Origin of the sequence: Microbacterium sp. (assembly GCF_035556355.1) — a bacterium.
Lineage (GTDB): Bacteria > Actinomycetota > Actinomycetes > Actinomycetales > Microbacteriaceae > Microbacterium.
This window is the reverse complement of the sequence record NZ_DATMFG010000033.1, coordinates 52,192-72,452: the sequence shown is the minus strand read 5'-3', so window position 1 is coordinate 72,452 and position 20,261 is coordinate 52,192. Positions and strand designations below refer to the sequence as shown.

Annotated in this window: 23 protein-coding genes; 6 read left to right on the top strand and 17 right to left on the bottom strand. The window is 70.6% G+C overall.

The window, feature by feature from the left end:
* Positions 1 to 106: 106 nt before the first annotated feature.
* Together VNR19_RS09305 and VNR19_RS09300 are read left to right on the top strand one after the other, a co-directional pair.
* Entirely contained in the window at positions 107 to 634 is a 528-nt protein-coding gene (locus VNR19_RS09305; protein ID WP_325726075.1) for a VOC family protein, read from the top strand.
* 5 nt (positions 635 to 639) lie between these two features.
* Positions 640 to 1,308: a GntR family transcriptional regulator gene (locus VNR19_RS09300; RefSeq protein WP_325726073.1), complete on the top strand. Its 669-nt coding sequence runs from the start codon at positions 640 to 642 to the stop codon at positions 1,306 to 1,308.
* A 12-nt stretch (positions 1,309 to 1,320) separates the two neighbouring features.
* Here VNR19_RS09300 and VNR19_RS09295 read toward each other — a convergent pair whose 3' ends face one another.
* The 15 genes from VNR19_RS09295 to cysS all read right to left on the bottom strand — a co-directional run bounded on the left by VNR19_RS09295 (position 1,321) and on the right by cysS (position 16,459).
* Entirely contained in the window at positions 1,321 to 2,631 is a 1,311-nt protein-coding gene (locus tag VNR19_RS09295; protein ID WP_325726071.1) for a M24 family metallopeptidase, read from the bottom strand.
* Entirely contained in the window at positions 2,628 to 3,566 is a 939-nt protein-coding gene (locus VNR19_RS09290) for an NAD(P)-dependent oxidoreductase (protein ID WP_325726069.1), read from the bottom strand. Before VNR19_RS09290 ends, VNR19_RS09295 begins: the two co-directional genes overlap by 4 nt.
* 29 nt (positions 3,567 to 3,595) lie before the next feature.
* Positions 3,596 to 4,060: a RidA family protein gene (locus VNR19_RS09285; RefSeq protein WP_325726068.1), complete on the bottom strand. Its 465-nt coding sequence runs from the start codon at positions 4,058 to 4,060 to the stop codon at positions 3,596 to 3,598.
* 118 nt (positions 4,061 to 4,178) lie between these two features.
* Positions 4,179 to 5,213 (bottom strand): LacI family DNA-binding transcriptional regulator, encoded by a 1,035-nt coding sequence (locus VNR19_RS09280; protein WP_325726066.1) that lies wholly within the window; start codon positions 5,211 to 5,213, stop codon positions 4,179 to 4,181.
* A 36-nt stretch (positions 5,214 to 5,249) separates the two neighbouring features.
* On the bottom strand, positions 5,250 to 5,882 hold the full coding sequence (locus tag VNR19_RS09275) for a helix-turn-helix domain-containing protein (protein ID WP_325726064.1): 633 nt from the start codon (positions 5,880 to 5,882) through the stop codon (positions 5,250 to 5,252).
* Between the two features lie 19 nt (positions 5,883 to 5,901).
* The gene (locus tag VNR19_RS09270; protein ID WP_325726062.1) at positions 5,902 to 6,561 is read right to left on the bottom strand and encodes a cupin domain-containing protein; all 660 of its coding nucleotides are present in this window, start codon (positions 6,559 to 6,561) and stop codon (positions 5,902 to 5,904) included.
* Positions 6,558 to 8,222, bottom strand: coding sequence for an amidohydrolase (locus VNR19_RS09265; protein WP_325726060.1), 1,665 nt, complete (start codon positions 8,220 to 8,222; stop codon positions 6,558 to 6,560). Before VNR19_RS09265 ends, VNR19_RS09270 begins: the two co-directional genes overlap by 4 nt.
* An 11-nt stretch (positions 8,223 to 8,233) precedes the next feature.
* Positions 8,234 to 8,947, bottom strand: a complete 714-nt coding sequence (locus VNR19_RS09260; RefSeq protein ID WP_325726058.1) for an ABC transporter ATP-binding protein — start codon at positions 8,945 to 8,947, stop codon at positions 8,234 to 8,236.
* On the bottom strand, positions 8,944 to 9,741 hold the full coding sequence (locus tag VNR19_RS09255) for an ABC transporter ATP-binding protein (protein ID WP_325726056.1): 798 nt from the start codon (positions 9,739 to 9,741) through the stop codon (positions 8,944 to 8,946). The genes VNR19_RS09260 and VNR19_RS09255 overlap by 4 nt, the downstream gene beginning before the upstream one ends.
* 10 nt (positions 9,742 to 9,751) lie before the next feature.
* A complete protein-coding gene (locus tag VNR19_RS09250) occupies positions 9,752 to 11,044 on the bottom strand; it encodes an ABC transporter substrate-binding protein (RefSeq protein ID WP_325726054.1) in 1,293 nt (430 codons plus the stop codon).
* Positions 11,045 to 11,055: 11 nt separating this feature from the next.
* Positions 11,056 to 12,117, bottom strand: coding sequence for a branched-chain amino acid ABC transporter permease (locus VNR19_RS09245; RefSeq protein WP_325726052.1), 1,062 nt, complete (start codon positions 12,115 to 12,117; stop codon positions 11,056 to 11,058).
* Positions 12,114 to 12,980, bottom strand: a complete 867-nt coding sequence (locus VNR19_RS09240; RefSeq protein ID WP_325726050.1) for a branched-chain amino acid ABC transporter permease — start codon at positions 12,978 to 12,980, stop codon at positions 12,114 to 12,116. Before VNR19_RS09240 ends, VNR19_RS09245 begins: the two co-directional genes overlap by 4 nt.
* Before the next feature lie 245 nt (positions 12,981 to 13,225).
* Complete coding sequence (locus VNR19_RS09235) at positions 13,226 to 13,867, bottom strand: NAD(P)-dependent oxidoreductase (RefSeq protein ID WP_325726046.1); 642 nt, start codon at positions 13,865 to 13,867, stop codon at positions 13,226 to 13,228.
* A gap of 85 nt (positions 13,868 to 13,952) precedes the next feature.
* Entirely contained in the window at positions 13,953 to 14,957 is a 1,005-nt protein-coding gene (gene rlmB / locus VNR19_RS09230; protein ID WP_325726044.1) for a 23S rRNA (guanosine(2251)-2'-O)-methyltransferase RlmB, read from the bottom strand.
* Positions 14,957 to 16,459 (bottom strand): cysteine--tRNA ligase, encoded by a 1,503-nt coding sequence (gene cysS, locus VNR19_RS09225; RefSeq protein WP_325726042.1) that lies wholly within the window; start codon positions 16,457 to 16,459, stop codon positions 14,957 to 14,959. The genes rlmB and cysS overlap by 1 nt, the downstream gene beginning before the upstream one ends.
* 39 nt (positions 16,460 to 16,498) lie before the next feature.
* Between cysS and VNR19_RS09220 the strand changes: the two genes are divergently transcribed.
* The 3 genes from VNR19_RS09220 to VNR19_RS09210 are packed head-to-tail and all read left to right on the top strand — an operon-like array spanning position 16,499 to position 17,895.
* Complete coding sequence (locus VNR19_RS09220; RefSeq protein ID WP_325726040.1) at positions 16,499 to 17,425, top strand: DMT family transporter; 927 nt, start codon at positions 16,499 to 16,501, stop codon at positions 17,423 to 17,425.
* A 4-nt stretch (positions 17,426 to 17,429) separates the two neighbouring features.
* Complete coding sequence (locus tag VNR19_RS09215) at positions 17,430 to 17,756, top strand: hypothetical protein (protein WP_325726139.1); 327 nt, start codon at positions 17,430 to 17,432, stop codon at positions 17,754 to 17,756.
* Positions 17,680 to 17,895 carry a GNAT family N-acetyltransferase gene (locus VNR19_RS09210; protein ID WP_325726135.1) on the top strand — a complete coding sequence of 72 codons (216 nt, stop codon included), beginning with the start codon at positions 17,680 to 17,682 and terminating at the stop codon, positions 17,893 to 17,895. Before VNR19_RS09215 ends, VNR19_RS09210 begins: the two co-directional genes overlap by 77 nt.
* A gap of 32 nt (positions 17,896 to 17,927) precedes the next feature.
* Here VNR19_RS09210 and ispD read toward each other — a convergent pair whose 3' ends face one another.
* Positions 17,928 to 19,145 (bottom strand): 2-C-methyl-D-erythritol 4-phosphate cytidylyltransferase, encoded by a 1,218-nt coding sequence (gene ispD, locus VNR19_RS09205; RefSeq protein ID WP_325726038.1) that lies wholly within the window; start codon positions 19,143 to 19,145, stop codon positions 17,928 to 17,930.
* Between the two features lie 20 nt (positions 19,146 to 19,165).
* Positions 19,166 to 19,648, bottom strand: a complete 483-nt coding sequence (locus VNR19_RS09200) for a CarD family transcriptional regulator (RefSeq protein WP_325031747.1) — start codon at positions 19,646 to 19,648, stop codon at positions 19,166 to 19,168.
* Between the two features lie 144 nt (positions 19,649 to 19,792).
* Between VNR19_RS09200 and VNR19_RS09195 the strand changes: the two genes are divergently transcribed.
* Positions 19,793 to 20,260 carry a DNA modification methylase gene (locus tag VNR19_RS09195; protein WP_325726035.1) on the top strand — a complete coding sequence of 156 codons (468 nt, stop codon included), beginning with the start codon at positions 19,793 to 19,795 and terminating at the stop codon, positions 20,258 to 20,260.
* Position 20,261: the final 1 nt, after the last annotated feature.

Sequence of the window (20,261 nt, the reverse complement as noted above, 5' to 3'; positions counted from 1 at the left end):
TGTAGGACGGGGTTGGATCCAATACAAGGCGTCGGTTGCCGTAATCCCTGGCGCGAAGCGAGCACTTGCGGCAAGATGGATCCAATCGGACGAGGAGGTCGCGAACATGCCAGGGATCCCCGGTCTGCGCGGAACGGATCACATCGGCTTCACGGTGCCCGATCTCGACGAGGCGGAGCGCTTCCTCGTCGACGTGCTCGGCGCGGTGCACGTGTACACACTCGGCGCCAAGCGGTCCGACGACGACTGGATGACCGTGCAGCTCGGGGTCCACCCGCGCACCGTCATCCGCGAGATCCGCTTCTACCGGCTCGGCAACGGCTCGAACCTCGAGGTCTTCCAGTACGACGCGGCCGACGGGCAGGCGCCGCAGCCGCGCAACAGCGACATCGGCGGCCACCACCTCGCGCTGTACGTCGACGACATGGACGCGGCGATCGAGCACCTGCGCGCGCACGACGTCGAGATCATGGGCGAGCCGGTCGCGAGCGCCGGCGCGTCGGCGGGTCAGCGTTGGCTGTACTTCCGGGCGCCGTGGGGCATGCAGTTCGAGCTCGTGAGCTTCCCCGACGGGAAGGCGTATGAGAAGGACGCGGACGTGCTGCTGTGGCATCCGGCACACCCCGAGAAGTGAGCGCGATGGACGTCGACACGAACGGCCACGGCCGGGCGGGAGCCCGCATCGCGGGACTCATGCGCGAGGCGATCCTCGACGGCGCGTACGCGCCGGGTGCCCGCATCCGCCAGGAGGACCTCGCCGACCGCTACAAGGCGAGCCGCGTGCCCGTGCGCGAAGCGCTGCGCATCCTCGAATCGGAGGGGCTCATCATACGCGTGGCCAACGCCGGTGCGTGGGTGTCGCAGCTCAACCTCGCCGAATGCGAGGAGCTGTACCAGGTGCGTGAACGCATCGAGCCCCTCCTGCTCCGGCTCAATGTGCCGCTGCTCACGCCCGGTGCGATCGACGAGCTCGACGAGGTCGCGGGCCGCATGGAAGCCGCCGCCGACGCCGAGGAGTTCCTCGCGCTCGACCGCCGCTTCCACCTCGCGACCTACGCCGCCGCGCCGACGATCATGCTCCACGAGACCGTCGTGCGCCTGTGGAACCGCACGCACCACTACCGGCGCGCGTTCGTGCGCGTCGCCCGGTCGACGGGCGACGCATCCGCGAATCACGACCACAGGCTGCTCGTCGCCGCGCTTCGCCGGCGCGACGCCGAAGAGGCCGAGAGCATCATCGCGCACCACATCCGCCGCACGCGGCTCGAGCTGGCGCGGCATCCGGAGATCTTCGCGCACCCCTCGTGAACCGCGACCCGCTCAGTACGGATTCGCGACGAACAGGTCCTGGGCCGGAAAGCGCGTGAGCACCTCGATGCCGTAGTCGGTGACGACGACCTCCTCCTCGATGCGGGCGGCTGAGAACCCGTCGGATGCCGGGCAGTACGTCTCCATCGCGAACACCATGCCCGCCCGCAGCTCCACGGGGTCCTTCATGGAGTTGAGCCGCGAGATGATGGGCCGTTCGTGCAGGCCGAGCCCGAGGCCGTGGGCGAACTGCAGTCCGAACGCGGCGAGTTCGTTCTCGAAGCCGAAGTCGGTGGCCTTGGGGAGCACGGCCGCGACCTGGTCGCTGCCCACACCCGGACGGATCGCGTCGAGTGCCGCGTCCATCCACTCGCGCGCCTGCTTGTACGCGTCTTCCTGACTGGGCGTCGCCCACCCCACGCCGAAGGTGCGGTAGTAGCACGTGCGGTAGCCGTTGAACGAGTGGATGATGTCGAAGAACGCCTGATCACCGGGGCGGATGATGCGGTCGGTGAAGTTGTGCGGATGCGGGTTGCACCGCTCCCCCGAGATCGCGTTGATCGCCTCGACCTGGTCCGACCCGTACTCGTACAGGCGGTGGTTCGCGAGTGCGACGATCTCGTTCTCGCGCACGCCGGGCTTGAGTGCCTCGGCGATCTCCTGGTACACGCCGTCGACCATCGCGGCCGCCTGGTTGAGCAGCAGGATCTCGTCTTCGTTCTTGATGACGCGCGCGTCGAGCATCGCCTGCTGCGCGTCGACGATGCGCAGGCCCTGCCGCTGCGCCTCGAAGAGGAACGGCGGCTCGACGATGTCGACGCCGAGCGGCGCATCCGCGAGTCCCTCCTCGCGCAGCAGCGACACGATCTCCTCGATCGCCTCGCGCATGAGTCCTGCCGGTTCAGGGGCGACGGCGCCGCGGAAGCCGAGGAAGCCGGCGCGGTAGTTCTCGTCGGGCACCCAGTCCGAGTAGAGCTTGTGGTGGCGCACGGCCGAGCCGAAGTCCCACAGGACCGGGTCGCGCCCGCGCATGAGCAGCGCGTAGCGGATCATCTTGTCGCCGAGCGCACCGCCGATCCACGTCTGGGTCGTGTAGCGGATGTTGTAGAAGTCGAACAGCAGGAACGCACCGCACTCGCTCGCCTCGAGCACCGCCTTCACACGCCCGAGCCGGTACTGCCGCAGCCGCTCGAAGTCGACGCGGTGCTCGTAATCGACGCCGTGCTGGCCGGGTGCGGCGAGCGGGCGGACGCCCGGCGGGCGCGCGCTCGGACGCTCGAACCGCCGCGCGCCGCCGTGCGCGTGGCCGTGACCGTGGCTCATGACTCGGGCGCCAATCCGTCGTCGACCTCGACGTTCTCGGGCTGCAGTTCGATGCCCGAGTGCAGCGCGGCGCGCACGATCATCGACGCGAAGTCCTGCTCGGTGTTGCCCGCGTTGACCTCGGTCGCCACGACCTCGCGCGTGACCGCCGTGACGGGCATGACGACGCCCAGCTCGCGCGCGGCGGCGAGGCCGAGGTCGAGGTCCTTCAGCAGCAGCACCGGCGTGAACGTCGGGGTGAAGTCGAGGTTGACCAGCGCAGGCGACTTGTAGCGGCTGTAGGGCGAGCCCATGACGGAGTCGTTGAGGAATGCGAGGAAGTCGGCGCGCTTCACGCCCGCCTTCTCGGCGAGGAGCGTGATCTCGATGAGGTTCTGGATCACGACGCCGAGGAACACGTTGTGGGCGATCTTGACGATGCGCGCGGCCTCGCCCTCGCCCACGTACGTGACCCCGCGCCCCCACGTCTCGAGGAGCGGGAGGATGAGCTCGAACGCGTCGCGAGGACCGGATGCCGCGACCGTGAGCTTGCCCGCCGCGATGACCTTCGGGTTTCCCGACACGGGCGTCGCGACGAACCCGACGCCGCGCTCCTCGGCGGCGGCGCGGATCTTCGCGCTCGCCTCCATCGACACGGTGGACGCGTCCCCGATGGCCTTCGGTGCGCGCTCCGGATCGGTGAGCAGTCCGTCGTCTCCGAGCATGACCTCCTCGAGGTCCTTCGACGCGGACACCATCACGAAGACGACGTCGCGGCCGGCGAGGTCGACCGGGCGGTCCACGAGGGTCGCTCCCGCCTCGGCGAGCGGCTCCGCCTTGGCCCGTGTGCGGTTGTACACCGCGACGTCGTGGCCGGCCGCGAGCAGCCGCTGCACGAGCTGTGCGCCCATGCGGCCCGCCCCGATCCAGCCGATGGTCGGCGATGCATCCGTCATGTCGTCTCCTCCTTCTGCGCGGTCGCGCGTCATTCGCCCGCGACCGCGGCGACGGCCTGGATCTCGAGCCGCAGGCGCGGATCGGTCGCGAGGCGCACCACCTGCACCGAGCTGCTCGTGGGGATGTGGCCGCCGAACCACTCGGCCTGGTGGCGGTTCACCGTGTCCTGATCGGCGTCGACGTCGGTGAAGAACCGGATGAGGTTCACGACGTCGGACCGCTGCGCGCCGGCGGCCTTGAGCGCGAGGTCGAGGTGATCGAACGCGTTCGCGACCTGGCCGGCGATGTCGAGCGGGATCGAGTCGAACACCTCGGGTCGGTGCGGGTGGTCGTGGTACACGGGCGCGCCGGTGACGCCGCTGATGAACACGAGCCGCGCGCCCGAGACGGTTCGGATCGCGGGCACGAACGGACTGAAGATCGTCTCGTCGTAGCCCTCGTGGTGGATGATCTCGGCGCTGCCGACGCGCCGCGGCTCCGGGATCGAGTTCATGGGAGACCCCCTTCTTCGTCGAACGAGCCCCTGCTCCGACTGCTTCGCCTCTACGCGAGCGCAATCGATTGCACTCATGCAACCCCACGCAGCCGCCGGTGTCAACAGCGCTTCTCGATCAGCGGGGCGCGGGGCCCGTCGATTCGCGCACGACGAGCGACACCGGGAGCACGACCCGCGCGTGATCCTGCTCCTCGCCGTGGAGCTGGGCGAGCAGCATCCGCGCCGCCTCCGCGCCCATCTCGGCCGCAGGCACCCGGACGGTCGTGAGGGGCGGCTGCATGTCCTCCGCGAAGAGCATGTCGTTGAAGCCGACGACCGACACCTCCCCCGGGCACGAGCGGCCGTGCGCGCGCAGCGCGCGCAGCACCCCGAGCGCGATGAGGTCGTTGCTCGCGACGACCGCGGTCGGGATCGGCTGTTCGGCGAGGATGTGCTCCATCGAGTCGCGCCCGGCGGCGACGGTGAGGGCGGATGCCTCGACCACCCGCCCGCGCATGCCCTCGCGCGCGTCGACGGCGGCCCGGAAGGCATCCGCACGCACGATGCTCGTCGACAGGTCGAGCGGGCCGGCGATGTGCACGACGTCACGATGACCGAGCCCGTGCAGGTGCTCGACCGCGGCGGTGATCCCGTCGGCGTCGTCGCCCGTCACGAGCGGGTACGGAAGGGAGCCCGCATCGCGATTGAGCATGACCGCCCGCACGCCCGCCGCGTGGGCGCGCGCGAGCACGGGCTGGTCGCCGTGCCGCCCGGTCGCGACGATGAGCCCGTCGACGCGGCGGCCCAGGAGCGACGTGAACTGCGCCTCCTCGATCGCGTCGTCGCCGTCGGTGTTGGCGATGAGCGCCGTGTAGCCGCGGGACTGGAGATGGTCCTCGATGCCGCGCACGATCGGCGGGAAGAACGGGTTCGTGAGGTCGGGGATGACGACGCCGATCGTCATCGACGCGTTCTTGCGGAGGCCCCGCGCGACGATGTTCGGCACATAGCCCAGCTCGCGCGCCGCCTCCTGCACGCGGCGCACGGTCTCGTCGCTGATCTGGCCGGCGGTCGCCGGGTCGAGCGCACGCGACACGGTCGCCTTGTGCACGCCCGCGCGCTGCGCGACGTCGTCGAGCGTCACGCGCCTCGTGCTGTCGCGCTGCGGCATCCCCCCACCTCCGGCGCCACAGTATCGCGCAGCGGCCTACGCGTGCGGCACGGAGTCTCCGACGATCCGGTCGCGCACGAACCAGATCGCACGCACATCCTGGTCGGAGTCGTTCCAGAAGCGGTGCGGCAGGTGCGAGTCGAACACGATCGAGTCACCCGGCTCGAGCACGGTCTCGGCACCGTCGACGAGCACGTTGAGCCGCCCCGAGATGACGATGCCGTACTCCCGCCCCTGATGCCGGATGTCATCGGCGGGAGCAGGCGTGCCGGGCGCGTACACGACCTCGAGGAACTCCGCGTCGGGCTCTCCGACGACCGTGAGCCGGCTCCATCTCGGCCCCGAGCTGAGCTTGATCACGGGGTGGTCGGCAGCGCGCTGCACGATGCCCGACACGGCGAGGTCGCGCCCGGTCGGCGCTCGCGAGCCTCGCACTCCCGCGGGGGCGGCGGGCGGGTCGAGCAGCTCGTTCATCGACACGCCGAGCTCTCTGGCCACGGCGTACAGGGCGGGCACGCTGAACGCGCCGATGCCCCGCTCGACCTGCGAAACGTGGCTCGCCGAGACGCCGATACGGCGTGCGAGCTCGCGCACCGACATCCCGGCGGCCGTACGCGCCGATCGCAGGCGCTCGCCGACGGTGTTCCACGGGGTGTCGAGGTCGGGCATCGGTCTCCTAGGCGATCGGTCACCCGCCCACGCGGCGGGGCAGGCGGCTCATGGCGTCGAGCGCGTCCACGGCGTCCCGCACGGGGCCGGTGGAACCGGCGGATGCCGCGCCTGTGCGCCCCGCGACGAACCACACGCCCTCGGCGACGGCATCCGCGTCGTTCCGGTACAGATGCGGGCGCGACGAGCTGAAGCAGAACGAATCGCCGGCGCGGATGACGTACGTCTCGAAGTCGATCTTGAGCGTCAGCTCGCCCCGGATGAGGTACCCGTACTCGGTGCCTGTGTGGCGCATGTGCGTGTCGTCGACCGAGCTCGCCGCGCCCGGCGCGTACGTCACGTGCACCGCGTCGACGCTCGAGTCCATCACGGCCAGTCCTCGCCACGTCACGCCGTTCTCGACGACGATCTCCGGCGCGTCGCGTGCGCGCTGGATGGGATCCGGATGCTCCACGCGCCGCGGCTCGTGCGCCGCGGGGGCGTGCCCGAGCACTTCGTCGATGGACAGCCCGAGGCACGTCACGATCGCCCACAGCGTGCTCACCGACGGCTGCACCTTGCCCGTCTCGACCTGCGAGAGCAGGCTCGGCGAGATGTCGGCCTCCGCCGCCATGGCGCGAAGGCTCAAGCCCCTCGCGACGCGGGCTTCGCGGATGCGCCCCCCGAGCTCCGTCGTCATGACGCCCCTCCCCCCGTCCACGCGAGCACGCCCGCATCGTGCGTCACGCGCCCGCCCATGATCGTGAGGTCGCTCATGATGTCGCGCAGCTCGTCGTCGGAGCACGTGAGCGGATCCGCCGTGGGCACGCACACGTCGGCGTCGAACCCCGGCAACAGGCGACCGCGGTGTCCGTGCTCTCCCGTGAACCACGCCGCATCGCGCGTGTACGCCGCGAGCGCGTCGAACCGTGAGAGGCGGTGGCGAGCCAGTCGCCTCCCGCGCCCGTCGAGCGTCGCGCCGGTCACGAGCCACCAGATCGAGGCCCAGGGCGAGAACCAGTTCGCGCGCGTCGCGTCGGTGCCGCCGCCGATGACGATCCCGAGCTCGCGCATGGCTCCGATGGGCGGTGCGTTCTCGGTCGCCTCGACGCCCCATGCATCGACGTAGTCGCCGCCCTTGAGCACCATGCGGTTCTGCACGAGAACACCTGCACCGAGCCGCGCGATGCGCTCGAGGTTCGACTGCGACGCCTCGTCGGCGTGGACGATCGCGAAGCCGGCGCCGGTGATCCCGCCGGTCTCGCGGTCGACCTCCTCCCACGCGTCGAGGACGCGGGTGAGGGAGTGGTCGAGCACGGCGTGCACGATCATGCGCCAGCCGCGCTCGACGCACACGCGCACGATCTCGACGAGCTCCCGGTACGCGTCGTCGCGCAGCTCGAACGGGTCGAGACCTTCGAGGTCATGACAGCCGAGATGGGCGATCTCGCCCGCACCGGCGATGCGGAGCATGTCGTCGCCCGATCCGGGCTGGACGAGCTCGGTGAGCGCACGGAAGTCGTCGACCTCTCCTCCGCGCGTCCACGCCGACAGGAACAGCCGCGTGCGCACGTCGAGCGAGCCTTCGCGCCACACCGTGTAGAGCGCGTCGTAGTCGCGCGGGGTCACGAGCAGGCCGCCGCCGTCGACGACGCCGGTCAGCCCGTGCCGCGCGAACTCGGCGTTCATCGCGCGCACACCCGCCTCCGCGTCCTCGCGTGCGACGCGCAGCGCGAGCGCGGTCGGCACCGCGAACGCGCCGACACCGCGCACCTCACCCGTGAGGCGTCCGTGCTCGTCGCGCACGAGGGTGCCGCGCGGCGGATCGGCGGACTCCTCGGAGAAGCCGCACGCGCGCAGGCCCGCGGAGTTGAGCACTCCGTGGTCGTACAGCTCCTGCACGTAGACGGGATTGTCCGGCGCGACCGCGTCGAGCTCCTCGCGCGTCGGGCCGCGCCGCTCGGCGAACTGCGTCGAATGCCAGCCGCCGATGACGCTCACCCACTCGCCGGGCCCGCGGGCCGCGGCATCCGCCCTCGTCCGCTCCAGCGCCTCGCCGAGAGACCTGACGTCCTCCCAGTGCATCGTGCGCGTCCACGAGACGCCGGCGCGCACCGCGTGGATGTGCGAGTCGTTGAGCCCGGGGATCGCGCGGCGGCCACCGAGGTCGACGACGCGCGCGGCGAGCGCCCGATAGGGCTCGATGTCGGCGTCGCCGCCGATCGCGACGACCCGGCCGCCGGCGAGCGCGATCGCCTCGACTTCGTCGGGACCCTGCGAAGGGTCGGCGAACGTCGAGATGCGACCGTTGTGCAGCACGAGGTCCACGACGGGCAGGGCGTTGGGAGCGCTGGGCGTCATCGGTACCTCGGCTAGATGCTCAGGTGGCGCTCGAGGAGTCCGGCATCGGCGCGCAGCTCGGCCGGCGCGCCCGTCCACGCGATCGTGCCGGTGTCGTCGATGACGATCACGCGCTCCGCGATCTCGAGCGCGAGGTCGACGTTCTGCTCCGCGATGAGGATCGACAGGCCCGACGACCGCAGTCCCTCGAGCCGGTCCTGGATGACGTCGAGCACATTCGGCGCGAGGCCTTCGCTCGGCTCGTCCATGATGAGCAGCGTCGGATCCGACATGAGCGCGCGTCCGATCGCGAGCATCTGCTGCTCTCCGCCCGACAGCGAGCGCGCCATCGACTTCGACCGCTCCGCCAGGCGCGGGAAGAACTCGAAGACGCGCTCGACCGTCCACGCCTCGCCGTCCGCGCGGCGTCGGCGAGGCACGACCGTGAGGTTCTCGGTCACGGTGAGCGACCCGAACACACGCCGACCCTGGGGGACGATCGCGATGCCCGCGCGCGAGATCTGGAAGCTGGGTCGCTTCGTGAGCTCGACGCCTTCGTACGTGATGGTCCCTGCCGTGATGACCGGCGGGCGCAGTCCGCAGATCGCACGCACGAGCGTCGTCTTGCCCATGCCGTTGCGACCGAGCAGCGCGACGCTCTGACCCGACTCGACCGTGAAGTCGACTCCGTTGAGCACGCGCGCCGTCGCGTAGCCCGCGTGCAGTCCGCTCACCTCGAGAGTCACTTCTGGCCACGCCTTCCCAGGTAGATCTCCTTGACCTTCTCGTTTTCGCGCACCTCGTCGGGGGTGCCGGTCACGACGTGCCGCCCGTTCTCCATGCACATCACGCGGTCGGTGAGGCCGAGCGCGAGCGACATGTCGTGTTCGATGAGAAGAATCGGCAGCGTGCGCGGCAGCTGCTCGATGAGCTCGCGCAGTGTGCTGCGCTCGGTCGCCGAGAGCCCCGCCGCGGGCTCGTCGAGCAGCAGCAGGTCCGGCTCGCCGACGAGCGCCATCGCGATCTCGAGCTGGCGCTGCTCGCCATGCGAGAGGTCGGCCACGGTGTCGTTGAGCCGCGACATGAGTCCGACGGCCTCGAGGTGCTCGAACGCGCGCTGGGTCACGGCATCCGACAGTCCCTGCGTGCGCCAGAAGACACGCGCCTTCGCCGTCCCGCCGCGCGCGGCGACGCGGACGTTGTCGAGCACCGTCATGTCGCGGAACAGGTTCGACACCTGGAACGTGCGTCCGACGCCGAGCCGCGCGCGGCGGGCCGTGCTCATGCGGGTGACGTCGCGGCCGAAGATCTCGATCGTGCCGGTGGTCGGGCGCACGTCGCCCGCGATCATCTTGAACAGCGTCGTCTTGCCCGCGCCGTTCGGTCCGATGACCCCCATGCGCTCGCCGGGGGCGAGCTCGAGCGAGATGTCGACGACCGCCTGCACGCCGCCGTACCTCTTGCCGGCGCCCGAGACCACGAGCGCCGGGGCTCCGGTTCCGGGCCCCTGCGGGCCCGGAACCATCGCCTGATCCGTCATCGTGTGCACGCTACCCCTGGAAGGACTGGCTGTACGTCGGCTGCTGCATGGCCTCTTCGGGGTCCTTGCCCAGCCACTGGTCGACGTCCTCGAACGTCTCGATCGGAACGTTCACCCAATTGCCGTCGACCTCCTGCACCTCGCGGATGTAGACCGGGCCGACCGTGTTGTTGTAGTCGTCCCACGAGACGCGGCCGAAGATGCTGTCCTCGAACGTGTACTCGGTGATCGCCGCCACGAGCTCCTCGCCGGTCACGAGGCCGTTCTCCTCGAGCACCGCGGCGACGAGGCTGGCCGTCATGTAGCCGCCTGCCACGTTCGCCGACGGCAGCTTGCCGTCGTAGCGCTCGCCGTAAGCCTCCGAGAACTCGCGCACCGCGTCGCTGTCGCGACCCTCGGCCCAGTAGCTCACCGACTTGAAGCCCTCGATCTCGGGCCCGAGCGCACGCAGCGTCGCCTGGTCCATGCCGCAGCAGTTCATCAGCAGCTCCTGGCTCTCACCCAGCCCGAGGCCGAGGAAGCTGCGCAGGAAGTCGGGGCCCGGCGCGCCGCCGGCCGTCGCGACGAACGCGATGTCCGCGCCCGCGGCCTGGATCTGCGACACGTACGTCGAGAAGTCCGACGTGCCGTTCGGGAACCAGTACTGCGCGACGACCTCGCCGCCCTCGGACTCGAAGCCCTGCTTGAACCCGGCGCACGACTCCCACCCGAACGCGTAGTCGGGGCACAGCGTCACCGCTGTCTTGTGACCCTCGCGAGCAGCCCACTGGCCACCCGGGAAGTTCGTCTGCGAACCGGACTGCGAGCCGGTGCGCACCGTGAGGTCGTTCGCCTCGCGCTGCGTCAGGTCGTCGGCGGCGGCGACCGGCTGGAGGCTCGGGATGCCGACGCTCGACGTGTAGGCCGCCACCGCGAGCGCAGTGTTGGCCAGGAGCGGTCCGATGACGACGTCGACGCCGTCCGACTCTACGAGCTTCTTCGCCTTCGTGAGCGAGGTCTCGGGGTTTCCGGCGTCGTCTTCGACGATCGTCTCGACCGTGACGCCGTTCACCTCGTTGCCGTTCACCTCCCAATAGAGGTTCCAGCCGTCGACCATCTCCTGGCCGGCGATGGCGAAGTTGCCCGTGATGGGCGAGATGTACCCCACCTTGAGCGTGCCGGTGGCGGTCTCACCGTCGGTGGGAGCCTCCGACGGCTGCGCCGCTCCGGGAGGGGCACATGCTGCGAGTGCGAGCACGGCGGCGATGCCCAGGGCTGCCGCCCCTGCCCGCCGGACGGGAGCCGAGGTCTTCATCGACTTCATGGCGATTCCTTTCATGCGGTGTGACTGCTATCGGTGGTTGGGGCGTTCTCGAGCAGGTCCTGCTCGCCGGGTGGTCCATCCGACCTTCGCCGCCACCGTCGGAAGAGCTTCTGCAGGCTCCCGACGAGGCCGGCGCGGGCGAACAGGATCACGAGGATGAAGATCAGGCCGAGCACGGTCGGCCACCGCTCGACCGAGTTCGACAGCACGTTCTCGACGAGCACGACGATCGCCGCGCCCACGAGGGGGCCGAACGTCGTGCCGACTCCGCCGAGGATGACCATGACGATGAGCAGCACCGACCGGTGCACGCCCGCCGCCGAGGGGCTCACGAAGTGCGTGTGCCACACCGACAGCAGGCCCGCGAAGCCCGCCACGATCCCCGAGATCATGAACGCGCTGAGCTTGTACGAGGGGACGGAGTAGCCGAGGCTGCGCATGCGGCTCTCGCTGTCGCGGATGCCGCGCAGGCTCGCGCCGAACGGCGAGCGCCCGACGACCCACAGCAGAAGGGTTCCGAGCACGAAGCCCGCGAGCACGAAGTAGTAGAAGGTCCAGTACTCCGCGATGAAGTCGGGGCGCCGGATGCCGGTGATCCCGTTCTCGCCGCCGGTGACCGTCGACAGGCGGTACGCCAGCCCGAAGACGACCATCCCGACCGCGAGCGTCACCATGAGGAAGTAGATGCCGCTCGTGCGCATCGACAGCACGCCGTAGACGAACGTGACCACGATGGTCGTGCCGAGAGCGAAGACGACCTGCATGCCCGGGTCCATGCCCTGCCGTGACGCCCATGCGGCGCCGTAGGCGGATGCTGCGGCGATCCCCGCGTGCCCGAGCGACGCCATGCCGCCGTCGCCGACGAGGAAGTTGACGCTCGCGGCGAGCAGCCCCGCGATGAGGATCGTGGTCACGAGCGAGATGACGTATGACGTCGTGCCGAGGTAGGGCAGCGCGAGCGCGATGCCGAGCGCGACGGCGAGGCTTGCGAGCGTGATGATGCGCGTGCGGGTGCTGCGGGGTGCCCCGATCGTGCGGACGGTGCGCGTCTCGACGAGCTTCGCGAGCATCATGCGGCCTTTCCGAAGAGGCCGGTCGGGCGGAGCACGAGCACGAGCGCCATGGGCGCGAAGATCGTGAAGTACGCGAGGTCGGGTATCCACGCCTTCGCGAACGCGTCGATGAGCCCGATGAGCACGCTGCCGACGGCGGCGCCCGGCACGCTGCCGAGCCCGCCGATGATCACGACGACGAGCGCGTAGAGGAGGACCTCGTCCTGGATCCCGGGGCGGATGCTGATGATGCCCGCCCCGATCGTGCCGCCGATCGCGGCGAGCGCGGCCCCGACGACGAACATGCCCGTGAACACCCATCGGATGTTCACGCCCATCGCCGAGATGATCTCGCGGTCGTCGACGCCCGCGCGCACGATCGCTCCGACGCGCGTGCGGTTCTGCACGAGCGCGAGGGCGACGCCGATCACGATCGCGACCGCCATCACGAAGATGCGGTACCACGGGTAGGTGAGCGGCCCGATCGTGAGGGAGCCGGTGATCGTCGCCGAAACGGGGAGGGTCCGGGGGTCTCCGCCGAAGATCGCGAGGCACAGGTCGGCGATGACGAATGAGACGCCGACGGTCAGCAGCACCTCGGGCAGCTCCTGCCCGCGCAGGAATCGCAGCAGCCCCACCTCGACGACGAGCGCCGTGATGCCCACCGCGACGACCGCCGCGAGCACCGCGAGCAGGAGGTTGCCGGTGAGCGTCGCGATCACGACGCCGATGTAGCCGCCGAGCATGTAGAAGGCTCCATGCGCGAGGTTCACGATGCGCATGAGGCCGAATACGAGCGTCAGGCCGCTGGCCAAGAGGAACAGCAGGGCGCCGAAGCTCAGGCCGTTGAGCGCCTGCTGTGCGAGGAAGACGGGTTCGAACACCGGGTGATCAGACCTTCCACGTCGTCGGGGAATCGCCGGAATCGTTCGCTGGCGCGTCTAGTACAGCAACGCACGCCACCCGATGTCAATTGATACTGAACAAACCGTTACCTTCACTTCACGAACTCAACGCGCCGACGGGTCTGCAATCGATCCGAGGTCGCCAGCCTGTTCATGGTTGTTCAGTGGCAGTGATCGGCTGGAAAACGACGAGGGGCGGATGCCGCAGCATCCGCCCCTCCCGTTCAATAGCCGACCGTGAAGCGCTGCCTGCGGTGCCTCGGGTTCTCGATCTCGTCGATGATGGCCACCGCGAGGTCGGCGCCCGAGATGTCGGAGACGCCGTTCTCGTCTCGGACGAGGACGTCTCCGTCCACGCGGTAGGTGCCCTTGCGCTCCCCCGGGTTGAACGCGCCGAACATCTGCGCGGGGTGCACGAAGAACCAGTCGAGCGACTCGGGGCTGTGCTGAAGCGCCTCGAGGACGTCGATCGCCGCCTGCGCCTCCGCCTTGAACTCCTCGGGGAAGTCCGTGTCGATGAGGCGGGGGCCGCCCGGTGCGACGAGCGATCCCCCCGCGCCGCCGATGACGCCGAGACGCGTCTCGGTGCCCGCGAGGGCGTCGGCGAGCTCGAGCATCGCCGGGACGTAGGACTCGGCCATGTCGCCGCGCGGCGAGACGGCGACCACGATGGCGTCGGCGCCCTGAAGCTCGGCCACGAGGCTCGGCACGTCGAGCAGCGTCGCCTCGACGTACGTCGCTCCGTGCACGCGCTCGGCCGCGGGCTTGCGCGCGACCGACACGACATCGTGTCCGCGCTGCACCCCCTCGGTGACGATGTGACTGCCGGCGTAGCCGGTCCCTCCGATGACGGCGATGCGGGCCATGCTGTTCCTTTCGGGTCAGGTGTGTCAGTCTGCCTGAGACAAGGCGCGCTGCGCGCGCTTCATTCCCCCGAATGGAAACCTAACGTCATGCGTCGCGACCGGCGCGCATCGTGGCGATCTGGTACAAAGCCACGGACGCCGCGATCCCGGCGTTCAACGACTCGGTCGCCGACGAGATCGGGATCGACACGATCTGGTCGCACGTCTCGGTCACCAGGCGCGAGAGGCCCTTCCCCTCGGAGCCGACCACGATCACCACGGGGCGGTCGGCGAGCTCGAGCGACGGAAGCGACACGTCTCCCCCGCCGTCGAGGCCGAGCACGAAGACGCCCTGCTTCTTGAACTCCTTGAGCGTCGTGGTGAGGTTCGCGGCGATCGCGACGGGGATGCGCGCCGCTGCGCCCGCGCTCGTCTTCCACGCAGCGGAGTTGACGCTCGCCGAGCGGCGCTGCGGCACGATGACGCCCTGACCGCCGAACGCGGCGGTCGAGCGGATGATCGCACCGAGGTTGCGCGGGTCGGTCACTCCGTCGAGCGCGACCAGCAGCGGCACCTCGTCGTCGGCGAGCACCTCTTCGAGCACGTCCTGCGGGTGGGCGTATTCGTACGGCGGGACCTTGAGCACGACGCCCTGGTGCACGCCGTCGAAGCCCGCCATGCGGTCGAGCTCGGGGCGCGTGACCTCGAGCACCGGGATGTCGCGGTGCGACGCGATCGCGAGCATCTCCTTCACGCGGTCGTCCATCTCGACACGCTGCGCGATGTAGAGCGCGGTCGCGGGGATCTTCGCCCGAAGCGCCTCGAGCACCGAGTTGCGCCCGGTGACCGTCTCGGTGTCGTCGCCGCCCTTCGACTTCGGCGCGCGATTCGGGTTCGCGCCCTGGGGCTTCGCGCCGGGGCGACCCTTGCCGCCCGCCGCGGCGTATCGCTCACGGGCCGCCTTGCGCTTGCCCGCGACGTGCCATGCGCGGTCCTCCGCCTTCGGCGTCGGGCCCTTGCCCTCGAGCGCCTTGCGGCTGTGGCCGCCGGTGCCCTTGGTGGGGCCCTTCTTCTTCGGCTTGCCCGCTCCCGGGCGTCCTGGCTTGGCCATCAGCTCTCCTTCACGAGGGGCGCACCCTCGGCATCTGTGTGCGGTGCGGCCGGCGCGGGCGGGTCGATGAGCGCCCAGTGCGTGCCGTCGGGCCCGTCCTCGAGCGCGATGCCCGCGGCCGCGATCGCGTCGCGGATGCGATCGGCCGTCTCCCAATCCTTCGCGGCTCGCGCCTGCGCGCGCTGCGCGATCATCGTCTGCACGAGGGCGTCGAGGGCGGATGCCTCGGCCGATCCACCCGCCTGCCACCGCGCATCCGTCGGGTCGATCCCGAGGATCCGCGTCATCTCGTGCACCTGCGCCGCCGCGATGTGCGCGCCGCCCGCGTCTCCCGCGTCGAGGGCAGCGTTCCCCGCGCGCACCGTCTCATGGATGACGGCGAGCGCCTGCGGCACCCCGAGGTCGTCGTCCATCGCGGCCGCGAACGCGGGCGGAAGCAGATCGACCGGCTCGTCGGACGCGTCCTCGGGCCGCTGCGCGGTCCACTCCAGGGTGCTGGGCGTGCGCTGCACGCGCTCGAGGAACGTGCGGATGCGGCCGACCGCCGCCTCGGCCTCGTCGAACGTCGAGGCGGTGACGTCGAGGCTCGAGCGGTAATGCGCCGCCGCGAGCGCGTAGCGCACGACGAGCGGGTCGCGCTCGCGCAGCAGATCCTCGGCGAGGATGAAGTTGAACAGCGACTTCGACATCTTCTGCGCGCCGACGGTCACGAGTCCGTTGTGCACCCAGTACCGGGCGAAGCCGTCGCCGGCCGCGGTCGACTGGGCGAGCTCGTTCTCGTGGTGCGGGAAGCGCAGGTCGAGCCCACCGCCGTGGATGTCGAACTGGGCGCCGAGGTAGCGGCGCGCCATCGCGGAGCACTCGATGTGCCAGCCGGGGCGCCCGCGTCCCCACGGCGAATCCCACGATGCGCTCTCCGGCTCTTCGGGCTTGGCGCCCTTCCACAGCGCGAAGTCGCGCGGGTCGCGCTTGCCGCGCGGGTCGGCGTCCTCGGCCGGCTCCATCGCGTCGAGCGACTGGCGCGTGAGCGAGCCGTAGTCGGCCCACGACCGCACGTCGAAGTACACGTCGCCCGCGGCCTCCGCCGACGTCGCGGCGTAGGCGTGCCCCGCCTCGATCAGCCGTGCGATGAGCTCCTGCATCTGCGGGATCGACGCGGTCGCACGCGGCTCGTACGTCGGCGCCGCGATGCCGATCGCCGTGTACGCGCGCGTGAACTCGAGCTCCATGCGATAGGCCAGCGCCCACCACGGCTCTTCGGGCGTCGCGTTGGCGAGCACCTTGTCGTCGATGTCGGTCACGTTGCGCACGAACGTCACGCGGCCGAACCGGTGCTCGAGCCAGCGGCGGAGGATGTCGAAGCTCAGCGCGCCGCGGAGGTGCCCGATGTGGGGGCCGGACTGCACGGTCGGGCCGCACACGTACATCGTGACGTTCGACGGGTCGAGCGGCGCGAAGTCGCGCAGCGCCTGAGCCTTCGTGTCGTAGAGCTGAACCGTCACCGCACCAGCCTACCGGCGGGGTCGCGGTACAAATGGGGGATGCTCCCGATCCTCGCCGTCGTCGCGGCCGCCGTGCTGTTCGGCACGACGGGCACGTCCCAGGCCCTCGGACCGGACGACACGACACCACTGTCCGTCGGCGTCATGCGCCTCGTCATCGGCGGCACCGCGCTCGCCCTCATCGGCTGGCTCCTGGCCCGCCGCCACCGCCGCCGCACGGGTGCGCCGCCGCGCCGCGCGACGCCCCGCGACATCGCCCTCATGGCGACGACCGGCGTGTGCCTGGCCGCCTACCAGCCGCTGTTCTTCCTGGGCACGGAGCGCAACGGCGTCGCGGTCGGCACCGTCATCGCGCTCGGCTCGGCGCCCGTGCTCGCGGGCACGCTCGAATGGGCGCTCACGCGCCGCACCCCATCCGGAACGTGGGCGCTCGCGACCGCGCTCGCCACCGCCGGGGTCGTGCTGCTCGGCGTCGGCGGCGACGCGGGCGCGACAGCGGGCGCCGATCCGCTCGGCATCCTGGGGTCGGTCGGCGCCGGAGCGTCGTTCGCGGTCTTCGCCAACGCGCAGCGCCGCCTCATGGACTCCGGGTGGGACCCGTTCACCGTCGCCGGCGCCATGGGCGCGTGGTCGGCGCTCGTCGCCGCGCTCGCGCTGCCCTTCGTCGATCTGTCGTGGCTCGCGGAGGGCCGCGGGCTCGCGATGGCGCTGTGGCTCGGCATCGCGACGATCGCGGTCGCGTACACGCTGTTCACGTGGGGGCTCGAGCGGCTCAGTGCGGGCACCGCGGCGACGCTCACCCTCGCGGAGCCGCTCACCGCGAGCCTGCTCGGCATCCTCGTCCTCGGCGAGCGGCTCAGCGTCCTCGCGATCGCCGGGCTCGCGGTGCTCGCCGCGGGGCTCATCCTGCTCGCGTGGGGCGCCCGGTCGCCGCGCGATCCGGTCCCGTTCGCGGTGGAGGGCTGAGCCCATGGTCATCGAGATCCGGGTCGACGATCTGTCCGGGCCGCTCACACAGGCCCTCATCGCGAAGCACCTGCGCGGCATGCACGACTCGTCGCCGCCTGAGAGCGTGCACGCGCTCGATCTGGAGGGGCTGCGGCATCCGTCGATCACGTTCTGGTCGGCGTGGGTCGACGGCGAGCTCGCCGGCATCGGCGCGCTCAATCAAGGCGATGGACGCCCCGGATGCCCCGGTGCAGCGCGGCGAGATCAAGTCGATGCGCGTCGACGACCGGCACCGGGGTGCGGGGATCGGGCGCGCGCTCCTGCGGCACATCGTCGCCGACGCGCGTGAGCGCGGGTACGAGAGCCTGTGGCTCGAGACCGGCACGCCGCCCGACTTCCTCCCCGCGCGGGCCTCTACGCGGCCGAGGGGTTCGTCGAGTGCGGCCCGTTCGGCGACTACGTCGACGACCCGTTCTCGGTCTTCATGACGCTCGACCTGCGCTGACGTCGTCGCGGAGGGTCACGCCGGGACGAGGAGGGCGACTGCGACGGCCTCGACGCCCTCGCCGCGGCCGGTGAACCCGAGCCCGTCGGTGGTCGTGGCGGACAGCGAGACGGATGCGCCGCCCAGCGCCTCGGACAGGGCACGCTCCGCCTCGGCGCGACGCTCCGCGAAGCGGGGCCGGTTCGCGCGCACCTGCACGGCGACGTTGCCCACGGCCCACCCCGCCTCTCCGACCAGACCGAGCGTGTGCGTGAGGAATGCGTCGGCGTGGGCGCCCTCGAACTCGGGCCGGTCCGTGCCGAAGTGCGTGCCGATGTCGCCGAGGCCCGCGGCCGACAGCACTGCGTCGACGATCGCGTGCGCGACGGCGTCGCCGTCGGAATGACCGCTCAGCGCCGGCTCGCCGGGCCACTCGAGACCAGCGAGCCACAGCGTGCCGGAGCCGCTGAACGCGTGGACGTCGGTGCCGACGCCGACGCGCGGCGAACGGGGCGTGCGGTCCAGCGACACCGGGATCGCCGGCAGCGGGTGCTCGGCCACGAGGGCGCGGGCTCGCTCGAGGTCGGCGGGCGTCGTGATCTTGAACGCGAGGGCCTCGCCGTCGACGACGCCGATCGGGTGCCCGGCATCCGCCATGAGCGCAGCGTCGTCGGTGTACTCGTGATCCGCGACGCGGTACGCCGCCTCGAGGGATGCGCGCGCGAACCCCTGCGGGGTCTGCGCCGCGGCGAGCTGCGACCGGTCCACCATTCCGGTGATGCGGTCGCCCTCGAGGCGCTTGATGGTATCGACGACGGGCACGACGGGGACGATCCCCCAGTTCGTGCGGTCGATGGCCGATACGACGCGGTCGAACACGGCGCCGGGCGTCAGCGCGCGGGCGGCGTCGTGCACGAGCACGATCTCGATGCCGGGCCACAGCGCGTCGAGCCCTGCTGCGACGGACTCCTGGCGCGTCGCGCCGCCGGTCACGACGCTCACGAGGTCGCGTGACGCGCCGGCCGCTGCGGCCGCCTCGAACAGATCGGTCTCGGCTTCGCCTTCGCGACCCTCGGGCGCGACCACGATGACCTGCGCGGTCTCGTGCGCGGCGAACACGCCGTCGAGCGCGTGACGCAGGATCGTATGCCTGCCGAGGCCGACGAACGCCTTGTGCTCGCCCGCTCCGAGTCGCGTGCCGGAACCGGCCGCGACGACCACGACGGCGACGCGAGGAGAGGGGGTGATGCTCACACCCCGAGGCTAGCGCGCGACTAGGACGCGAGGACCTCGTCGAGGATGACGCTCGCGCGCTCCTCATCGGTCTTCTCGGCGAGCGCGAGCTCGGAGATGAGGATCTGCTTCGCCTTCGCGAGCATGCGCTTCTCGCCCGCCGACAGGCCGCGGTCCTGATCGCGGCGCCACAGGTCGCGGACGACCTCGCTCACCTTGATGACGTCACCCGACGCGAGCTTCTCGAGGTTCGCCTTGTACCGGCGAGACCAGTTCGTGGGCTCCTCGGTGAAGGGCGCGCGAAGAACCTCGAAGACGCGCTCGAGGCCCTCCTTGCCGATGACGTCGCGGACGCCGACCAGGTCGACGTTGTCTGCGGGTACCTCGATGGTCAGGTCGCCCTGTGTGACGCGGAGCTTGAGATAGACCTTCTCTTCGCCTTTGATGATGCGGGTCTTGACTTCCGCGATAGTGGCAGCCCCGTGGTGCGGGTAAACGACCGTCTCGCCAACCTCAAAAAGCATGCAGTTATGTCCTTTCGGCAACTAATAGGATACCACAGGCGACATACGCTAAGGTTCTCACCCGCACCTTCCGGGACCGTCCACAGAGGCAGGGCGAAGCCCCATAGAATGCAAGGGTTGCTGTCTTCGGCCCTGGGAGGATCCGTGATCAAATCGCGTCTCGTCGCGTCCGTCGCCCTGGCTGTCGCCGTCGCCGTGGGCACGAGCGGCTGCGCCATGGTCTCGACCCAGGCGACCACCATCCCCTACTCGCCCGCCGACGGCGTGAACATCCCCGACTCGGGTCCGCTCAAGGTGCGCAACGTCCTCATCGTGGCCGATGAGGACGGCATCGACGGCAACCTCGTGGCGGCCATCGTCAACGACACCGACGAGCCCCACACCCTCCGGATCGAGTTCGGCGAGCCCGCCGAGCGCGTGAGCGTGCGCGTGCCCGCCAAGTCGGTCGTGAGCCTCGGCGAGAACGAGGAGCCGATCCTGCTCGAGGGCATCGACACCATGCCGGGCGCCGACATCGACATGTTCTTCCAGTCGGGCGACGACACGGGCGTCGTCCAGCCCGTGCCGGTCCTCGACGGCACTCTCCCCTACCTCGCCGACCTCGTTCCCTGAG